At 26.7% G+C, this 16,852-nt stretch carries 28 protein-coding genes and 1 tRNA gene; 1 reads left to right on the top strand and 28 read right to left on the bottom strand.

Features of this window, described 5'->3' with window-relative positions:
• Positions 1-3: 3 nt before the first annotated feature.
• Positions 4-2,187 (bottom strand): HinT-interacting membrane complex protein P80, encoded by a 2,184-nt coding sequence (locus NX772_RS00640; protein WP_156925607.1) that lies wholly within the window; start codon positions 2,185-2,187, stop codon positions 4-6.
• Positions 2,188-2,348: 161 nt separating this feature from the next.
• Between NX772_RS00640 and NX772_RS00635 the strand changes: the two genes are divergently transcribed.
• Positions 2,349-2,954 carry a thymidine kinase gene (locus NX772_RS00635; RefSeq protein ID WP_027123179.1) on the top strand — a complete coding sequence of 202 codons (606 nt, stop codon included), beginning with the start codon at positions 2,349-2,351 and terminating at the stop codon, positions 2,952-2,954.
• 29 nt (positions 2,955-2,983) lie between these two features.
• On the opposite strand, the gene rpmB is transcribed toward NX772_RS00635, so the two are convergent.
• The 27 genes from rpmB to rpsQ form a co-directional block, all read right to left on the bottom strand.
• On the bottom strand, positions 2,984-3,181 hold the full coding sequence (gene rpmB / locus NX772_RS00630) for a 50S ribosomal protein L28 (RefSeq protein ID WP_027123180.1): 198 nt from the start codon (positions 3,179-3,181) through the stop codon (positions 2,984-2,986).
• Positions 3,182-3,191: 10 nt separating this feature from the next.
• On the bottom strand, positions 3,192-3,545 hold the full coding sequence (rplT, locus tag NX772_RS00625) for a 50S ribosomal protein L20 (protein ID WP_027123181.1): 354 nt from the start codon (positions 3,543-3,545) through the stop codon (positions 3,192-3,194).
• Positions 3,546-3,563: 18 nt separating this feature from the next.
• Positions 3,564-3,752, bottom strand: coding sequence for a 50S ribosomal protein L35 (gene rpmI / locus NX772_RS00620; RefSeq protein WP_027123182.1), 189 nt, complete (start codon positions 3,750-3,752; stop codon positions 3,564-3,566).
• A complete protein-coding gene (gene infC / locus NX772_RS00615; protein WP_027123183.1) occupies positions 3,733-4,329 on the bottom strand; it encodes a translation initiation factor IF-3 in 597 nt (198 codons plus the stop codon). The genes rpmI and infC overlap by 20 nt, the downstream gene beginning before the upstream one ends.
• Positions 4,330-5,069: 740 nt before the next feature.
• Positions 5,070-5,723, bottom strand: a complete 654-nt coding sequence (locus tag NX772_RS00610; protein ID WP_465223503.1) for an IS30 family transposase — start codon at positions 5,721-5,723, stop codon at positions 5,070-5,072.
• 298 nt (positions 5,724-6,021) lie between these two features.
• Positions 6,022-6,098 (bottom strand) — tRNA-Ile (locus NX772_RS00605).
• Between the two features lie 47 nt (positions 6,099-6,145).
• On the bottom strand, positions 6,146-6,565 hold the full coding sequence (gene rpsI, locus NX772_RS00600) for a 30S ribosomal protein S9 (protein WP_036450272.1): 420 nt from the start codon (positions 6,563-6,565) through the stop codon (positions 6,146-6,148).
• Positions 6,565-6,999, bottom strand: a complete 435-nt coding sequence (rplM, locus tag NX772_RS00595) for a 50S ribosomal protein L13 (RefSeq protein ID WP_027123518.1) — start codon at positions 6,997-6,999, stop codon at positions 6,565-6,567. The genes rpsI and rplM overlap by 1 nt, the downstream gene beginning before the upstream one ends.
• A 154-nt stretch (positions 7,000-7,153) precedes the next feature.
• Positions 7,154-7,516, bottom strand: coding sequence for a 50S ribosomal protein L17 (gene rplQ / locus NX772_RS00590; RefSeq protein ID WP_027123517.1), 363 nt, complete (start codon positions 7,514-7,516; stop codon positions 7,154-7,156).
• A 2-nt stretch (positions 7,517-7,518) separates the two neighbouring features.
• Positions 7,519-8,526 (bottom strand): DNA-directed RNA polymerase subunit alpha, encoded by a 1,008-nt coding sequence (locus tag NX772_RS00585; protein ID WP_027123516.1) that lies wholly within the window; start codon positions 8,524-8,526, stop codon positions 7,519-7,521.
• 16 nt (positions 8,527-8,542) lie between these two features.
• Complete coding sequence (rpsK, locus tag NX772_RS00580) at positions 8,543-8,929, bottom strand: 30S ribosomal protein S11 (RefSeq protein ID WP_027123515.1); 387 nt, start codon at positions 8,927-8,929, stop codon at positions 8,543-8,545.
• A 3-nt stretch (positions 8,930-8,932) separates the two neighbouring features.
• A complete protein-coding gene (gene rpsM / locus NX772_RS00575) occupies positions 8,933-9,301 on the bottom strand; it encodes a 30S ribosomal protein S13 (RefSeq protein ID WP_027123514.1) in 369 nt (122 codons plus the stop codon).
• 5 nt (positions 9,302-9,306) lie between these two features.
• Positions 9,307-9,420 carry a 50S ribosomal protein L36 gene (gene rpmJ, locus NX772_RS00570; protein WP_027123513.1) on the bottom strand — a complete coding sequence of 38 codons (114 nt, stop codon included), beginning with the start codon at positions 9,418-9,420 and terminating at the stop codon, positions 9,307-9,309.
• A gap of 9 nt (positions 9,421-9,429) precedes the next feature.
• A complete protein-coding gene (gene infA, locus NX772_RS00565; protein WP_027123512.1) occupies positions 9,430-9,645 on the bottom strand; it encodes a translation initiation factor IF-1 in 216 nt (71 codons plus the stop codon).
• A gap of 188 nt (positions 9,646-9,833) precedes the next feature.
• The gene (map, locus tag NX772_RS00560) at positions 9,834-10,598 is read right to left on the bottom strand and encodes a type I methionyl aminopeptidase (RefSeq protein WP_027123511.1); all 765 of its coding nucleotides are present in this window, start codon (positions 10,596-10,598) and stop codon (positions 9,834-9,836) included.
• Between the two features lie 2 nt (positions 10,599-10,600).
• Positions 10,601-11,239: an adenylate kinase family protein gene (locus tag NX772_RS00555; protein WP_027123510.1), complete on the bottom strand. Its 639-nt coding sequence runs from the start codon at positions 11,237-11,239 to the stop codon at positions 10,601-10,603.
• The gene (gene secY / locus NX772_RS00550; protein ID WP_051542195.1) at positions 11,233-12,672 is read right to left on the bottom strand and encodes a preprotein translocase subunit SecY; all 1,440 of its coding nucleotides are present in this window, start codon (positions 12,670-12,672) and stop codon (positions 11,233-11,235) included. The genes NX772_RS00555 and secY overlap by 7 nt, the downstream gene beginning before the upstream one ends.
• A gap of 3 nt (positions 12,673-12,675) precedes the next feature.
• Positions 12,676-13,119 carry a 50S ribosomal protein L15 gene (gene rplO, locus NX772_RS00545; protein WP_084477577.1) on the bottom strand — a complete coding sequence of 148 codons (444 nt, stop codon included), beginning with the start codon at positions 13,117-13,119 and terminating at the stop codon, positions 12,676-12,678.
• A gap of 17 nt (positions 13,120-13,136) precedes the next feature.
• The gene (gene rpsE / locus NX772_RS00540; RefSeq protein WP_027123507.1) at positions 13,137-13,790 is read right to left on the bottom strand and encodes a 30S ribosomal protein S5; all 654 of its coding nucleotides are present in this window, start codon (positions 13,788-13,790) and stop codon (positions 13,137-13,139) included.
• Positions 13,791-13,792: 2 nt separating this feature from the next.
• Positions 13,793-14,146, bottom strand: coding sequence for a 50S ribosomal protein L18 (gene rplR, locus NX772_RS00535; protein ID WP_027123506.1), 354 nt, complete (start codon positions 14,144-14,146; stop codon positions 13,793-13,795).
• Positions 14,147-14,168: 22 nt separating this feature from the next.
• A complete protein-coding gene (gene rplF, locus NX772_RS00530) occupies positions 14,169-14,708 on the bottom strand; it encodes a 50S ribosomal protein L6 (protein WP_027123505.1) in 540 nt (179 codons plus the stop codon).
• Positions 14,709-14,710: 2 nt separating this feature from the next.
• Positions 14,711-15,109 (bottom strand): 30S ribosomal protein S8, encoded by a 399-nt coding sequence (gene rpsH / locus NX772_RS00525; protein ID WP_027123504.1) that lies wholly within the window; start codon positions 15,107-15,109, stop codon positions 14,711-14,713.
• A 2-nt stretch (positions 15,110-15,111) separates the two neighbouring features.
• Positions 15,112-15,297, bottom strand: coding sequence for a type Z 30S ribosomal protein S14 (locus NX772_RS00520; protein WP_027123503.1), 186 nt, complete (start codon positions 15,295-15,297; stop codon positions 15,112-15,114).
• A gap of 7 nt (positions 15,298-15,304) precedes the next feature.
• Positions 15,305-15,850, bottom strand: coding sequence for a 50S ribosomal protein L5 (rplE, locus tag NX772_RS00515; protein ID WP_027123502.1), 546 nt, complete (start codon positions 15,848-15,850; stop codon positions 15,305-15,307).
• 21 nt (positions 15,851-15,871) lie between these two features.
• Positions 15,872-16,192, bottom strand: a complete 321-nt coding sequence (gene rplX / locus NX772_RS00510; protein ID WP_027123501.1) for a 50S ribosomal protein L24 — start codon at positions 16,190-16,192, stop codon at positions 15,872-15,874.
• 20 nt (positions 16,193-16,212) lie between these two features.
• Positions 16,213-16,581 (bottom strand): 50S ribosomal protein L14, encoded by a 369-nt coding sequence (gene rplN, locus NX772_RS00505; RefSeq protein WP_027123500.1) that lies wholly within the window; start codon positions 16,579-16,581, stop codon positions 16,213-16,215.
• On the bottom strand, positions 16,581-16,850 hold the full coding sequence (rpsQ, locus tag NX772_RS00500) for a 30S ribosomal protein S17 (RefSeq protein ID WP_027123499.1): 270 nt from the start codon (positions 16,848-16,850) through the stop codon (positions 16,581-16,583). The genes rplN and rpsQ overlap by 1 nt, the downstream gene beginning before the upstream one ends.
• Positions 16,851-16,852: the final 2 nt, after the last annotated feature.

Here is a 16,852-nt window from a genome sequence, read left to right as displayed (position 1 = left end):
CCTTTATTTTATTAGTCCAAAATGTTTTTGTAATGCTAAATAAATTGTTTGAACATCATTTTGTTCTTCTTTGTTTTTTATAAATCAATCATGTTTAGTATTTTCATAATTGTAATCAGAATTTAAATTATATTTTTTAATATCATTTAAATAAGATTCTATCTTTGAATTTATAGCTAATATTTGGATATTGTTATATGTGATAAATTGATTTTCTATATTTCTTTTTAAAGAATCTATATACTTTGTTTTTTCTTCTTCGCTTTTATTAGCTTTATGCTCTTTTAATAATAAATCAGTAAATGTTTTTTGATTTATAGCTTGTTTTAAAACAATACTATCTGCCTGCAATTCTTTAAATAATTCATTTAGTTTAATATTACTTTTAATGCTAGAATCATTTTGACCATTTGCATTTAATTGCAATTCAGCTTTAATTAATTCTTTTAATTTATCAAATGTTTTTATTTCTTCTTTAGCAATGATATTTAGCCCTTTTTTAGAATAAATTATAAAATTATTTTTTGATAATTTATAAATTGTAGAAATTCTATAACTTTGATTATCACTTTCACCAAAAGTCTCTTTAAATGCATCTCCTGCTTTTTTTAGTTCTCCTTCATCTAATTTATCAATAAAATCATCAATTTTTCTATTAATTTCATTTATTTCTATTAATTTTTTATTATTTAAAGTGGAAGCATCAGGAAGTAAAGAAGCATTAGAGTTTGTAAATAATTTTTCTTTTAATTTATTGAATAAAGTTGTTGAAAGAATTTGGTTAGTTTCTTTTGCACTAAATAAATTATCTAAAAAAGAAATTGCATATGAAACATCTTCTGTATCAAAAATTTGATTTAAATTTCTTAAAGGTAATTGACCTAAATTTTGTGAATTTTCTTTATTAGTAGAACTATTTATTGTGTTTAATAAAATCCTGTCATTTTCGCGATTTTTTAAATCTTTAGTTGAATTCCCTTTGAAATTTTCGATAATTTCTAATGTAGTTTTGACTTCAGATGCATTTTGTGTAGATGAATCAATCGCGGTAACTTTATATTTCAATAATTCTTTTAAATCATTTTTAGCTATTTTTCAAGATTCATTAGCGTTTTTATCGTTCTGCGTTGCATTAATGGTTAATTGCGAAATAGAATAAAATGCGAATTTATCTTTTAAAAGCGCATCATTATCAAAATAAAATCTTTTTACAACTTCATTAGCATTAATAAAATCTTTTACATATGAATTAGTTAAAAAGGCAGAAACTCTATATTCATCTTTAATTTTTAATTTTTCTTCTTCAGTTTTCTGTACATCAGAAGTTTTTTCTATATTCGGAATAAAAGCATTTACTTCTTTATCACCTTTATCATCTGAATCATCTAAAATTATTAAGTCCTTAAATAATCTGTCTCCCTTTTTAAAAATTACATTATTATTTTCATCTTTAATATCTTCAGAAAGAATTCTATTTTTTACATCTTTATATAAGAATTGTGTTGAAAATTGAGGAGTAAATCTCGCAAATGCTTTAGATTCGATATCTTTATAAGTTAAATATTCAATTGCTTTTTCAAAATCTGCTGACCCTCCGAATTTAGGATCTGTTGATAAATATTTATTAAACTCAGTTTCCCAATTTTGAAAACCATAGCTTCTTTGATATCTTCTTCTCTCATCTTCTAAAAATTTTCTTTGAGTTTCTTTAACTTCATCATAACTTTTTAAGGAAGAATTAAATCTACTATTTGCACTTGTTTTACCATTAACAAACGATTTATCTCAAGCATTCTTAAAAATTTTAGAAGCTTTGTACTCTTCTTCATATAAAAATTTTACTAACGAAATTTTTGCTTGATCAAATTCTTCTTTATTTGCAACAGATTCTGTTTTGCTTATTTTTTCTAAGTCTGACACCGTTATATTTAAAACATTATTTGGGGAAATTATACTAGCAACTTGCGTATCTGGTTTTCTAGTTTCTGCTATTCGAGGAGAAATATTTGATACACCTAGTGGTATACCAATAGCCATAGCTGTTAAAATTGAAGAAAATACTCCCAATAAACTTCATTTAATAATTTTTTGTTTTTTTATTTGTTCTGGAGTTTTATTTTGACTTTCTTTATTTTTCTCTTTAGAATTTAATCTTGCAATTTTTTTACTTATTTTTTCTTTTGACATTTTTCCTCTTTCTTTTATATTAATAGATATTAATATAAAAATTTTACCAAATTTTAAAAAAATAGATTTAAAATGATTTATCACTCAAAAATAATATTTTATTTTTCAAATATGTTTATAATATTATTACTTTATTTTAAAGTATTGATTTAAGGAGAAAAATGTATAAAAAATTTTCTGATGGAATGATTGAAGTAATTACAGGTCCTATGTTTTCTGGAAAAAGCGAAGAATTATTAAAAAGAATAAGAATTTTAGAATACGCAAATATTAAAACACTTGTGATTAAACCGGCTTTTGACAATAGATTTTCAGATGATGAAATAATTTCTAGATCTGGTGCTAAAATATCTACTCATAACGCTAATAATGCCGAAGAAATAAAAGAATTGTTTTCTAAAAAGAATTATAAAGCTATTGCTATAGATGAAGTTCATTTTTTTAATAAAGAAGTGTTAAACTTGATTTGCGAATTAGCTGATGATGGTGTAAGGGTTATAGTAAGTGGTTTAGATACAGATTATCTTAGAAGACCATTTGGAATTGTTCCCTCTTTATTATCTATGGCTGAAAACGTTACTAAATTGCATGCTGTTTGTGTTAAATGTAAAAATGCTGCTACAACAAGTTTTAGAAAAATAAATAATAAAAGTATTAAATTATTAGGTGACACCGAAGAGTATGAAGCAAGATGTAGATCTTGTCATATAAAGGGAGAATTTAATAAAACAAGAGAAAAAATCGAAGATAATAAAGAAGAAAAATAAAAACACAACAAATTTGTTGTGTTTTTTTATTAATTTGATTGACCTTGTTTACGTAAAGTTCTTGCTGTTTTAGCGCTTACTTTTACAGTTATAATTTGTCCTTTTTCGTTCATTAATTTAATTTTTTGTAAATTTAATCTAAAAGTTCTCTTAGTAGCATTTAATGCATGAGATCTTTTATTTCCTGTCATAGGACCTTTTCCAGTAATAGCATCTCTTCTTGCCATTTTTTCCTCCTTATTTTAATGCTGATTTAGCTTGTTTAATAATTGCTTCAAAAACTTTATTGTGATGAATAGCTAGTTCAGAAAGCATTTTTCTATTTACTTCAATATTCGCCTTTTTTAATCCGTTAATTAATTGTGAATATGTAATCCCTAAAGGTCTAGATGCTGCATTAATTCTTGCTATTCATAATTTTCTAAAATCTCTTTTTACTTGTTTTCTGTCTCTAAAAGCATATGTTCAAGATTTAACAACAGCTTGTTTAGCAACTTTATAACCGATTGATTTATGACCTCAGTATCCTTTAGCAAGTTTTAATCATTTTTTTCTTCTTTTTCTTGTAACTGTTCCACCTTTAACTCTCATTATAGATACCTCTTTCTATTAAAATAAACCTTTAATTCTTTTTAAATCTGATGCAGAAACCAATGTTGCTTTTCTTGCATGTCTTTTTTGTTTTGTTGTTTTATTTTGAGCTAAGTGAGATCTATATGCTTGACCTCTTTTAACCTTTCCACTACCTGTAACTTTTAATCTCTTTTTTAAAGCAGATTTAGTTTTCATCTTTGGCATTTTCTAGTCCACCTTTCATTTCTTTTTTTAATTCTTTTTCTTTTTTAGAACTTGTTAAATGAGGTAATTTTTTCTTATCTCTTTCAACATACATATCTAAAAATCTATCATTTTGTTGACTATCTTTTGTTATTTTAGCAATATCTTCTATATACTCATAGAATTTATTAATAACTACTTTTCCTAATTCAGGTCTTGTAGCTTCACGACCTCTAAATTTCAAGGAAATTTTTATTCTATCACCATCTAATAAAAATTCTCTAGCTTTTCTCGCTTTAGTTTCTATATCTTTAATATTAATACCTGGTGTTAATCTTATTTCTCGATTATTTACAAAAGTTTGTTTTTCTTTTACTTCCTTTTGTTTTTTCTTTCTTTCATATTTGAATTTACCATAGTCCATTATTCTTCCAATTGGCTTTGGTTTTTCACCAGAATTATCTATAGAAATAATAACTAAATCCATTTTTTCTTCTTTAGCTCTTTCTATTGCTTCTATTTTAGATAATACACCTAATTGTTCATTATTAGAACCGATTACAAATATTTTTGAAAAAGGAATATTTTCATTAACCAAATGTTCTTGTTGTGGTTTTCTTTTATTCCCAATGTTGTTATTTAATTTACTAATAACTACTCCTTTAAAATAAAAAATAAAGTGGTTTAATCCACTTTCTCAAAATTACAAATTAAAACATTTTATATAAAAAATTATAATAATTGTAGCATACCCATGGAATAACCATAAGGTGAGAAGTGAATCTACTTTCTGCAACTTTTATCTATTGCTATAATATTATATATATTTTTTTTAAAAAAACAAATAAAAAGATGCTTATAGCATCTTTTCCTAAAATGCAAATTGAAGTGCACCAGTAGTTTTTATTATAAAAACATTGTACTACAATTTACAATATTTTATACCCCCTATTTACTATTAAGGGGGTGAAGGGGGATATCCCCCTTCTTTTAATTCCGCTTGTAAAGCGGTTTTTTATTAATGAAGTTAATAAAAATTATGGGGCAAAATTTTTCGACCCTTTCATTATTTTCTTGTAATAATCTTGTAATTTTTAATAGTTTTAATTAATATTTATTTAATCTTTCTATTTCTTCTTCATATATGTCAAAAGCGCATTTTCCTTCTAGTATGTCTCTATTCATAAAATTTATTCTTTTTCAAGATTTAATATTTCCTCTCGAGAGACTTTATTAAAATCAGTCCCTTTTTATAAACTCTTCTTATAAGTCCGTTAAAATTTTCATTAGTTCCTCTTTGAAAAGAAGCGTATTTATCGGCTTTATAAATTTTAATTCCTAATTTTTTGCTAATATTCCAACCGCATTAAATTCAATTCCATTATCAAAAGTAATACTTTCAACAGGTAATTCTAGTGTATTTATTCTTTCATAAAGCACTTTATTAATGTAAAAAGGATTTTTACTTGATACTTTCACAATTATTCCCAACCTACTTTTTCTTTCCACTAAAGTTAAAAGACTAGAATGCCCTGCGGATTTTTTACCTATAACTAAATCACCCTCTCAATGCCCAAATGTTTCTCTTAAATCAATATGTTTTGGTCTAGCTCAAATAGGAAATACATAATTTGACTGCACAAGTCTTTCAATAACGTTATTTTTTCTTTTTCCGCCTTTTGTATAGTGCTTTCTTAATCTATCTTTATTAGTTAATACTCATTTTCCTGTATTAATCCAATTAAAAACAGTCCTTAGCGAAGGGATTTTAATATTTTTAATACCTTCTTTTATTAAGTTGTAAGTCATTTTTATTCCGCATGTTGCTTTGTTAAAATTATCTTTAATAAGTTTGCTAAATTCTTTATAATCATCCATTTGAGAAAAGAAAAACAATCTTTTATGTTTATGTCTTATTTTGGCTTTTTCATTTGCTATTAAATGATCATAAAATCCGTAAAAATTTGAATTTCTTTTTAATTCTCTTGACACTGTTGAGTGATTGACATTAAGAAAATTAGCAATTTGTCTAATTGAATATTTTTATAAAACAATTTCTCTATTAAAAATCTTTTTCAGCATTTAAATGCGAATAATGCTTTGTTGTATTATAATTCATATGATCCTTTCAATAAAAAGTATGTTGTCTTAAATTTTTATGAAGTAGTTTTTTTATTTAAAAAATCAAGTGCAACCACTTTTTAATTTTACATTATAGTGGTGCACTTGATTTTGCATTCAGGGAAAAGATGCTTATAGCATCTTTTTAATGAGGTCATTATTAATGAAATGGTGGGAACGAATGGAATCGAACCATCGACCTCACGATTATCAGTCGTGTGCTCTAACCGGCTGAGCTACGCTCCCATTATAATACAAGAAAACTTGTATTAGTATTATATCATAAAAGTCTATTAACGTTTTGAAAACTGTCTTGCTCTACGAGCTTTTCTAAGTCCGTATTTTTTACGTTCTTTAGCTCTAGCATCTCTAGTTAACATTCCTGTTTCTTTTAAGTTTGGTCTATAATCTTTTGAAGCATTTAATAAAGCTCTTGCTATTCCTAATCTAATTGCTCCGGCTTGTCCTGAAAGTCCACCTCCAGAAGCGTTAACAAAAATATCTCATGTTCCTGTAGTTTCTGTAATACCTAAAGGTTGTAGAGCATCTTTGATTAATAAATCTGACATTAAATAATCTTTTGCTTCTCTTTTATTAATAATAAATTTTCCTTGTCCTGGTTTAATAATAACTCTAGCTGTTGAAGATTTTCTTCTCCCTAAACCACGGTAATGTGTTCCAGTGATAATTTTTTGATTTTGTAATTTTGACATTATTTAACCTCTAATTTCATTGGTTTTTGTGCTTCATGTTTGTGCTCAGGACCTGCATAAACAAATAAATTTACTCTTTGTCTATTTCCTAATTTTGTATGAGGTAACATTCCTCTAATTGCTTTTTCTACTAAAGCAACTGGTTTTTTAGCTCTTAAATCTTTAGCTTTTATTGATTTTAATCCTCCAGGATATCCAGAGTGAGAATAATAGATTTTGTTTTCTTCTTTATTCGCTGTTAATAAAACTTTTTCAGCATTTATAACAATGATATTATCACCCATATCAACATTTGGTGTAAAAGTTGGTTTATTTTTTCCTCTTAAATAAGATGCAGCTAATACTGCTAAACGCCCCAACACTTGTCCTTCAGCATCTATAACATATCATTTTTTATTTGTTTCTAGATGCTTAACTATAGTAGTTTGTCTCATTTTACCTTCCTTAAATTTATATCTTAACTTTAATAATGTAACAGGTATATTAAATATGCTTTTAAATTATATTACTTTTTAAATAAAAAACAAATTTTTTGTTTGTTTCTTTTAAAAATAATAAAAAAACAATCTTTTTTAGATTGCTTTAAAATTATACTAATTCAATAATAGCCATTTTTGAATTATCACCTAATCTAGCAGGTAATTTTATTATTCTTGTGTATCCACCATTACGATCTTTATATTTTGGACCCACAACATCAAATAAATATGATAATGCGCTTTTACCATCTTTTGTTTTTACATCTCTTAAAAAAGACGCTGCTAAACGACGTGAAGCTAAAGTATTAGTTTTAGCTCTTGTGATTAATTTATCAACATGTTTTCTTAATTCTTTTGCTCTTGCTTCAGTTGTAGTAATTCTTCCGTGTACTATAACGTCTGTAGATAAAGAACGTAAAACATGTTTTCTTCATGTAGAATTACGTCTAAATAATTGTGTTGGATTAGCCATTTTTATTCTCCTTTCTTAAGTGAAATTCCACGTTCTTGTAACTTTTGGATTATTTCTTGAACTGATTTTTTACCTAAGTTTTTAACATTACTTAATTCTTCTTCATCGATTTTTTCTAAATCAGATACCGTTTTAAATCCAGCTCTTCTTAACGCATTTAATGATCTAACAGTTAAGTTTAAATCGTTAATGTCAATAGATTTATCTTTCGGAGTTTCTTCTTTAATTTTTTCCTCTTCAAAATAATCTTTTTCATTAATTTCAAGATTTTCAGTATTAGAAACTATTTTTAAATGTGCAATTAAAATTTTAGCCGCTTCTGCTATTGCGTCTTTAGCTTCTACAGTTCCATCTGTCTTAACATTAAATTCTAATCTTTCTTGAATAATGTTAGATGCGGAATTTAATTCATCTACCTTAAAATTAACATTTAAAACAGGTGAAAAATCTGAATCAACAGCTAATATTATTCCTGATTTTAATGAACTTTCTAATTCAGTTCCTTTTTCTGCGATTATTTTTTTATTATCTTCAAATGAAACAAACCCTCTACCTGAAGTTAAAAACATTTCAAATTTTAATGCATTTTTTTTGGAAATAGTAGCAATATGTTGATCAGGATTGACAATCACAACCCCCGCAGGGTATTTAATGTCATTCGCTGTTATATGAGTTCCTTCAAATTTTTCACTATCAAAACTTACTTTTATAGGTTCATTATCAACAAATACTTCTGGGTTATAAATAAATTTTATTTTCTTTAAATTATTTAAAATAATAACCACATCTTCTTCAACATTTTCCAATGCCATAAATTCATGATCTACATTTTCGATCTTAACAGCAAATGGAGCAACAGAAGAAACAGAAGATAAAATAGTTCTTCTTAATGCAGTTCCTAAAGTATTAGCAAAACCTCTTTCTAGTGGTTCTAAAACAAAAGAAGTAAAATAATCAGAATGTTTATTTTCTTTTTCTTCTTTGTAGTTTACTTTTGCTATTTTTTGCATAAACTAAAAAACCTCCCTATCTTTTTGTTTCTCTTTTTATTACTTTTCTTGGAGGTCTTGTACCATTATGTGGAATAGGTGTAACATCTTTAATTTCTGTTACTGTAATACCTGAAACTTCTATTTGTTTTCTAGCAGCATCTTTTCCAGGACCTAAACCTTTAATTTCTACTTTTACTTCTTTAATACCATGCTCTTTAGCGGCTTCTGAAGCAGCTGCAGCTGCTAAACCGGCTGCATAAGGGGTTTTTTTCTTAGTTCCTTTATACCCAATTGCTCCTGATGATGATCAAGCAATTACATTCCCTTTTTCATCTGAAAAAGTTACAATTGTATTTTGATGAGTTGAGTGAATATGAGCGATTCCGCTAGTAATATTTTTTCTTTTAATTTTTCTAGCCATATCTTATTTACCTTTCTTTCCAGCAACTGTTTTTCTTGGCCCTTTTCTTGTACGAGCATTTTTCTGTGTTACTTGCCCACGAACTGGTAATCCTTTTCTATGTCTAATTCCTCTATAACATTTGATTTCCATTAATCTTTTTATGTTAATAGCTACCTCACGACGTAAATCACCTTCAGTAGTATATTGTGAAGCAATATCTCTTATTTTTGATAATTGTTCTTCGCTTAAATCTTTAACACGAATATTTTCATCAATTTGAGCTTTGCTTAAAATTTCTTGGGCTCTTGATTTCCCAATTCCAAAAATATAAGTTAAAGAGATAACAACTCTTTTATTATTTGGAATTTCAACGTTTAAAATTCTAGCCATTCTCCCTATCCTTGTCTTTGTTTATGTTTTGGTAAAATACAGATAATTCTATTAATACCATTTCTTTTAATAATTTTGCAATCTTTACACATCTTTTTAACTGATGCTCTAACTTTCATAAGTCTCCTTTATTTGTGACGATAAACTATTCGTCCTCTAGTTAAATCATAAGGACTAATTTCTACATCAACAGTATCTCCTGGAATAATTTTAATATGATGTAATTTCATTTTTCCAGAAATATGAGCTTGAATAGTTAAATTGTTTTCTAATAAAACTTCATACTCCAATGCGTTGTGTGCTTGTGTTACCTTACCGATCATTTTTATTGCATCTTTTGCCATTTTTTTAAAATACCTCTTTATCTTTTTGTTGGTATTTAGTTATCAATTCTTTAGTTTTTAATTTTATTTCTTTAAAATAATTGACTCTTTTAAAGAAATACCTGGTCTTACTCAGATTAGATAAAACTAATGCCAGGTCTTATTAAAAACAATATTTAAATTATACTAAATTGTTATTTTTTTAATAATTATTTCTTTAAATTTCCAGATAAAACGATTCCTTTACCATTTTTTATCATAACAGTTTGTTCAAAATGAGAAGTTTTTTTTGAATTAAATTTAGGTACAACCGTTCATCCATCATTTAATATTTTAACTTGATCATTATCTTGTAAAATCATCGGTTCTATACATAAAACCATATTATCTCTTAATAAAATACCTTTATTGCCACTATCTCAATTATAAACATCTGGATCTTCATGTAATCTTTTACCTATACCATGACCACAAAATTCTTTTGTAGTATAGAATTTATTTTTTCTAATAGATTCTTCAATAGCTTTAGAAATATCGTTTAATCTTGCTCCCGGTTTAATAGCTTTCAATCCTGCTTGAAAAGCGTCTTCTGCAGTTTTAATTAATTTTTCGTTTTCTTCATTAAAATTTCCTATTGATTTAGAAAAAGCTGAATCTGAAAAATAACCTTTATAATTTACACCCATATCAATTGATATAAGATCGCCATCTTTTAAAATTCTATTATCCGGTATTCCGTGTATTAATTCATGATTTAGGGAAATACATATTGTATTTGGAAATCCTAAGTATCCTAAAAAAGCAGGTTTTGCTTCTCTTTTTATAATTTCATTATATGCTAATTTATCTAATTCTAAGAGAGTAACACCTTCTTGCGTTGAATCATAAATAATTTGCTTAACTTCCGCTAATATAGAAGCTGATTTTTTTATTAATTCAATTTCTCAATCTTTTTTTATTAAGTTTTTTTTCATAATTACTTTTGTTTCAGTAAATAATTAACTATTTCTTCTGGAGATTGTGTCGCTTCTATCTCTATTAAAATTTTCTTTTCTTTGTAAAAATCTACTAATACTTTTGTTTCTGAATTATAAACTTCTAATCTTCTAACGATTGATTCTTCTTCATCATCTTTTCTTTGTAATAATAAAGTATCATCATTTTCACATAAATTTATTTTTTTAGAAGGTTTAAAATCTAAGTGATAAGTTGCAGAACAAGTAGGACAATAACGTCTTTTTGAAAGTCTCTGAATTATTATTTCATTAGGCGCTGTTAATAAAATAACTTTAGAAATATTAGCCGATTCTAAATTGTCTAAAAAATTAGCTTGATTTATCGTTCTAGGATATCCATCTAAAATAAAATTAATGTTTTTAGAGTTTAATTCTTTAATTTTTTCCTCTACAATCGCATTAGTGATTTCATCAGGTACATAATTTCCGCTTTCAACTATGTTTTTTAATTCTAAACCTAATTTGGTTTTATTTCTAATAGCTGCTCTAAAAATTTCTCCTGTAGATAAATGAATTAAATCTGTTTTTTGTGACAACAAAGATGCTATTGTTCCTTTACCTACACCAGGAGCACCTAAAAAAATGATATTTTTTATCATAATAAATCCTCATTATTAGCTATTGTATTTCCATTTTTTCTTTCTAACAGTTTGTTTATTTTTTTTCTCTTTTGCGCTATTTTTTCTGACTGTTTTCTTGCTTTAATTTGACTAATTGTTTCTAGAGCCGTTGTAATTAAAATTATCATGGAAGTTCCGCCATATGTAATAGTTCTAGGCATACCTATCATTTGTAATACAGGTTCCAATGAACCTATTAAAACTAGATAAAAAGCGGAAAATATAGACAATCTAAGTACTATGGAAATTAAATAATCTTCTGTTTGTTCTCCTGGTCTTACTCCTGGAATAAAAGTAGAATTTTTAGCAAAATCTTCAGAAATTTTATCAATTCTAGATTGTTGTAAACCCATACCTATAGAAAAAATGAAAGTTATTATTATAAATAAAGTAAATCCAATGGGATCTGTTAATCTTAAACTTCTTTCGACATAATATCTAGTAGAAGAAGTATAAGGGTCTAGTAAACCCACAAATAATGTAGGTAAAGATAAAACTATAAGAGCAAATATTATAGGCATAACCCCCGCTGGATTTACTTTAATAGGTAAAACAGAAATATCTTTTATATTTTTAGACATTCCCGCCCCTGTTTGTTGAATTGGAATTTTTCTTTCTGCTAAATAAACATAAGCAATAATATAAACTAAAATTAAAAATCCAATTATATATATTCCAAAGAAAATAGTATTACTGATGAAGGAATTTGCATCAGATCCACCTAAAAAGTATTCATAAGAAGATCTAAATTTACTTGGTAATTGATTAGCAATACCTGCAAAAATTAATAAAGATGTTCCATTTCCTACACCTTTATCGGTTATTTGTTCTCCTAAAAATAAAGAAAACAAAGAACCGCTAATGAGTATACAAGGTAAAATAAAATATTTAAAATAACCTGAATTATTATTTAAATAAACAAAACTTCCAATACTTTCATTATTATCAAATATAGTTCTTATTAAAACTATAGATTGAATAATAGAAATAACAACTGTTAAAAGTCTTGTTATTATATTTATTTTACGCCTACCTAGCGGTCCTGATTGACTTAATCTATGAATAGGAGGAAATAATTTAGTTTGTGCTACCATCATAATTAAGGATGCGGTAATAAAAGGACCGATCCCTAATGCGACAATAGAAAAACTTGTTAACCCTCCTCCACCAACTATATTTATTATTCCTAAAAATGAATTTGGATCAATTGATTGACTTCTATTAACACTAACACCAGGTAATGTTATTGTAGTAGCTATTATAAAAATTGTCAAAATTCATAAAGTAAATAATATTTTTTTAGTTAAAATGTTTTCTCTGGAAAATTTTTGAATTTTATGTTTTAAATTTAAATAAGCTCTAGAAAAAAGTAATCCAATTCTTATAAATGCTTTTTTAAATTTATTAAACATATTTTAAACCAATTCTATTTTTCCACCTAATTTTTCAACTGCTTCTTGAGCAGATTTTGAAGAAGCGTTAACTTCAATAAACAACTTTTTAGTTAATTGTCCTGAAGATAATAATTTAATAGGCATTGTTCTTCTTCTAACTAGTCTATTATCATACAATTTTTCAATTGTAACTTTTTCACCATCTTTAAATGTAGAATCTAACTTCCCTAAAGAAATAACTTGATATTCAATTTTATTTACATTATTAAATCCAATTTTTGGTAAACGTCTGAATAATGGATTTTGACCACCTTCAAATCCAGGTCTTACAGTTCCACGTTTCTTTTGTCCTGATTGTCCTTTACCGGCTTGTTTTCCTTTACCAGCTGCATGACCACGACCTTTACGATGTTTTTCTTTTCTTGAACCCTCAGTGCTTTTTAATGTATTTAATTTTAATGACATACTTTCCTCCTGGGTTATTATTTATTACTTAATAGATCTTCAACTTTTATATCTCTTAGATCAGCAATTTTTTCAACTGTTCTAAGTTTTTGTAAAGCAATAATTGTAGCTCTAACTATATTTGCTTTTGTTCTTGATCCATAAGTTTTTGTATAAATATTTGAATATCCTGCTAATTCTACAACTGAACGAACTGTTCCTGAAGCTATTATCCCTTTTCCTTTAGGTGCTGGTTTTAGCATTACTTTTGATGCTAAAAATTTTTGAGTAATTTCGTGCGGAACAGTTGCTGCTTCATCAACTATTGGAACTGTTATTAAATTATTTTGTGCATCTTTTATAGCTTTTTTAATAGCATCTTGCACTTCATTTGCTTTACCGTGTCCAAATCCAACTTTCCCTTTTTTATTTCCTACTACAGCATATGCTGAGAAAGAAAATCTTCTTCCACCTTTAACTACAGTAGTAACTCTAGCTATATCAATAACTTTTTCTTCAAATTCATTTACTACAGGTTTATTGAAATCTCTTTTTGGTTTAGAAAATTTACGACGATTATTATTTTCTTTATTGTTTTCTTTAATTTCTGCTACTTTTTCTTTTGTAGCCACTATTTTTTTAGTAGGGGCTGCTTTTTTAATTTCTTCTTTTTTGTTTTCTGTATTTTCCATTATTAAAATTTAACCCCTTCTTTTCTTACAGCTTCTGCAAAAGCCTTTACTCTTCCGTGATAAATATAACCTGAACGATCAAAAACAATAGATTCTATTTTTAATTCTTTAATTTTCTTTCCCATTAAAGTTCCTAAACTTTCAGCAAGTTTAATATTTCCGCTATATTCTTTATGTTTTAAAGTAGAAACAGAAGCTAATGTGACTCCTTTTGTGTCATCAATTAATTGTGCATAAAAATTAGTTAGTGATTTAAAAACAGATAAACGAGGTTTATTAGCTGTACCTAAAGTTAATTTAGATTTGATTCTATAATGTTTTTGAATTCTAGCTTTATTTCTTGACATTTTAGCCATTTATAATACCTAACCTCTAATATTATTTAGAAGCTTTTTTCCCTTCTTTACGTCTAATAACTTCATTTTTATACATAATACCTTTTCCTGAATATGGATTAGGTTTTCTAACTTCTCTTATAACTGCTGCTAATTGACCAACTTGCTGTTTATCATTTCCTGAAATGATAATAGAAACAGGTTTAGGAACTTCTACTTTAAGTGTAGAAGGAATATCTACTAAAACAGGATGTGAATAACCAGCTAATATCTCTATTTGATTTCCTTTTAAAGTAGCTTTATATCCAACACCTTTAATTTCGATTTCTTTTCTAAATCCTACACTAACACCTTGTATCATTCCTGAAAGTAGTGAATTTGTTGTACCATGCAATTGTTTGGTGTGTTTTTCTTCGTTTATTCTTTCTGTTGTAACTTGATTATTTTCTACTTTTATAACTATTAAAGGAGAAAATGTTCTAGTTAATTCTCCTAATTTACCTTTTACAGTTACTATATTTTGTTTTACCAATACTTCTGTTCCTGAAGGTATTAATAATACTCTTTTACCAACTCTAGACATTATTATCAAATGTAAGCAACGATTTCGCCACCAACATTTTCCTTTCTAGCTTCTTTATCTGTTAAAAGACCTTTTGATGTAGAAATAATAACTGTACCGTAACCTGATAATACTTTAGGTAAATCATTAACTGAAGAATAAACTTTTAAACCTGGTTTTGATATTCTTTTAATTCCAGTAATTGCACTTGTTGTTCCTTTATATTTTAACTCTACAACAAGTTTCTTATTAACACCTTCACCTGAAACTTCAAAGTTTTGAATGTACCCTTCTCTTTTGATGATTTCTAAAATTTTATGTTTTTTATTAGAATGTGGGATTTCAACTATTTTATGTTTTCTCATAAATGCATTTTTGATTCTTACAATCATATCTGCAATTGGATCAGTAATTATAGCCATAATTATCAACTCGCTTTCTTAATACCAGGAATTTTTCCTTCATGTGCTAATTTTCTAAAACAAATACGACAAATTTTAAATTTTCTTAAAACAGCGTGTGGACGACCACATAATTCACATCTAGTATATTCTCTAACTTTAAATTTTTTATGTTTTTTTGCTTTTACTTTTAATGATGTCTTTGCCATTTTTCTCCTATTTATCTGCCTTACCAAAAGGCATTCCTAATTGTTCTAATAAAAACCTTGCTTCTTTGTCTGTATTTGCAGTTGTAACAATAATTACATCTAATCCCTTAATTTTTCTAATTTTATCAAAACTAATTTCTGGGAAAATAATTTCTTCTTTTATCCCTAAAGAATAATTTCCTCTTCCATCAAAAGCTTTAGGATTAACTCCTCTAAAATCTCTAATTCTAGGTATAGCAACATTTATAAGTTTACTTAAAAAGTCTCACATTTTTTCTCTTCTTAATGTTACTTTAGCACCCATAGGCATACCTTCACGTAATTTTCATGAAGCTAATGATTTTTTTGCAACTGTTTGATATGGTTTTTGTCCTGAAATTAATGTCATTTCATTCATAACTTCTTCTATAGCTTTAGAATTAGTAACTTCTTTACCAGCTGTCATATTTAAAACAATTTTTTCAATTTTTGGTAATTGCATCACTGACTTATAGTTGAATTTTTCTTGTAAATTCTTTTTTATTTCTTTTTCATATTTTTCTTTTAATGTCATATTGAATTTAAAATTACCTTTCTATATTGTTTTTCCTGTTTTTTTGACAACACGCACTTTTTTTCCGTTTATTAATTTATAACCAATTTTTGAATATTGTGCTGGTTTATCTTTTGTTGCTTTTTTAACTAATAAAGCTACTTTAGAAACATGTATTGGGAATTCTTTAACTTCTATTGATCCTTCGTTTTTTGTTTGAGAAGGTTTATTATGTTTTGTCTTTTTATTAACATCTTTTACTATTACTTTTTGTGTTTTTGGATAAACTTCTAATACTTGTCCTATTTTACCTTTATTTGAACCTGAAATAACTATTACTTCATCATTTTTTCTAATTTTCATATTTAATAATTATTCCTTTCTTATAAAACTTCAGGAGCAAGTGATACTATTTTAGAATATCCCTTATCTCTTATTTCTCTAGCTATAGGCCCAAAAACACGAGTTCCTCTTGGGGAACCATCTTCTTTAATGATAACTACTGCATTATCATCGAATTTAATATGTGAACCATTTTTTCTTTTGATTCCATATGTTGAACGAACAATAACCGCTTTAACAACTTGTCCTTCTTTTACTATTCCATTTGGAAGAGCTTTTTTAACTGAACATACTATAACATCACCTATATTTGAAGATTTTTTAACAGAACCACCTAAGTTTCTGATTAAACCTACTTCTTTTGCACCTGAATTATCAGCTACAACTAATCTCGAAAGCTCTTGAACCATTATTTAGCTCCTTCTTTTGCTTTTTCACGAATTTCAACTAATCTAAAAGTTTTGGTTTTAGAAAAAGGTCTTGTTTCACTAATTTTTACAATATCACCTAAAGAAGCTTCTTCTTTTTCGTCGTGTGTTGCAAATCTTTTAGTTACTTTAAATCTCTTACCATATAAAGGGTGTTTTACATAAGTATCAACTGCTACTATTATAGTTTTTTGATTTTTATCCGAAACTACTTTACCAATTAATGTTTTTTTAGTGTTTTTTCTTTCCATTT

Source organism: Mesomycoplasma molare, from assembly GCF_024918955.1.
In the GTDB taxonomy this organism is placed as follows: domain Bacteria; phylum Bacillota_I; class Bacilli_A; order Mycoplasmatales; family Metamycoplasmataceae; genus Mesomycoplasma_A; species Mesomycoplasma_A molare.
This window is presented reverse-complemented; position numbering and strand designations above follow the sequence as displayed.